Origin of the sequence: Halosimplex salinum, from assembly GCF_003730195.1 — an archaeon.
GTDB classification, from domain to species: Archaea; Halobacteriota; Halobacteria; order Halobacteriales; family Haloarculaceae; genus Halosimplex; species Halosimplex salinum.
On record NZ_QWGG01000026.1, the window covers coordinates 1 to 1,406 of the forward strand.

The 1,406-nt window shown below is 58.9% G+C and carries 1 protein-coding gene; it reads right to left on the reverse strand.

The genetic code is table 11. The annotated features are described in order from the left end of the window. Positions 1-13: 13 nt before the first annotated feature. Positions 14-1,288, reverse strand: a complete 1,275-nt coding sequence (locus D1409_RS24165) for an IS4 family transposase (protein WP_123539514.1) — start codon at positions 1,286-1,288, stop codon at positions 14-16. Positions 1,289-1,406 lie beyond the last annotated feature (118 nt).

Consider the following 1,406-nt stretch of genomic DNA (forward strand, 5'->3'; position numbering starts at 1 on the left):
CATCCGTCTTTAGTTAGCCCTCACACCTTGGTTGCGTAGCGGTAGCGAGCGTCTCTTGGAGGATCGGTCGTTCCTGGTGGATTTTCTGTGCGTCCTTGATCAATCGCTCCAGCAGTGGCGGTGGCGAATAGCCAAGGTGTTCACCGAGTTCGTGGAGGATGAGCTGGGCGTGCGACCGGAAGGTCGCCGCCCAGCGTTCCGGCGGAAACACGATCTCGTCGTCAGCCTCCTCGGTGACCAGATCCAGCAGATCACGGCTTACCAGCAGTGACAGCACCGCTGCGTACAGCAGAATCTCGACAACCACCGGATTGCTCGTGTCGAACTCATCGAGTTCGTACTGCGTCTTCAGCTCACGGAACAGCAACTCCACCTCCCACCGACACCGGTACAGTGTTGCAAGATCAGTCGGGAGGAACTCCTCTCTGGGCAGATTCGTGATGTACAGATGGTAGTCGTCGGCGTCCTCGTTGCGGACGCCGACGACGCGGAATCGCTTCGTATCCAGCGATCGCGTTCCCTCGTACGGCCCTCGCTTGAATTCCGCTTCGACCTCGACGTCGATGTACTTGCGATGGAGATCGTCCACGACATCGTGGATCTGCTTGCCCTCCAGAGGGATGGCGCGGCCGCGCCATCCCCGAAATTCCGCCGTTATCACCGGATTTGCGCTCTTCTTCAACCGACTCACGAAGTAGCCGTCGTTCTCATCGATCAACGCAAAGCGGCGGTACTTGAAGTACGCGAGATCAAAGAGAACGAGCCGCCCCTGCAGCCACGGACCTGTCTTGAACAGCGTGCTGTCGTGCGTTTTTTCGTCAGTCACGTCCAGCCGTTCGATCGTCTGATCGGTGGCATTGTGGAGCAGGTGGAGCGTCGCTCCAGCCTGCTCCTCGTGGCGGGCTTGGTATTCATCGGAGAGAAATTCGTGTAACCGCAGAACGGTTCCATCAGCGATCATCACATCTCTGAATCGGTCGATATCTGCGTCGACAGCATCGGGAACAGCGACCTCGTCGAGACCGCGCTCGACGAGCTCGCGGAGGTACTCCGCGAGCGAAGGAGTCAACCGCTGATAGAAGCCGCCAGGCGAGATCGTCTCGTCGGCTGTGGAGTTGTAGCTACGTCGGAAGCCAGCGAGTGTTCGGCTCTCGCCTGCGGCGAAGCCGAACACGAACGCCCAGACGAAGGCGGGAATCTGGAGCTTCCGGTCGCGTTCGACCACGCCGAGTTCCTCGGCGTGCTCTTCGAGGAACTCGGAAGGAAACAATGTAGTGAGCCGACGCATAAGCCGGGATGAGGAGGCATTGGTGGACACAGCCGTTGCCTCCTCATTGCTCTCAAAAAGATGCCTCGATAAGCCGCCGCTGTCACGTGGTTCGTCTCCTAACTAAAGACGGATGACC

Excerpts from the sequence above, each read along its gene's own strand:
- D1409_RS24165 (WP_123539514.1), bottom strand. The coding sequence starts at position 1,288 with ATGCGTCGGCTCACTACATTGTTTCCTTCCGAGTTCCTCGAAGAGCAC.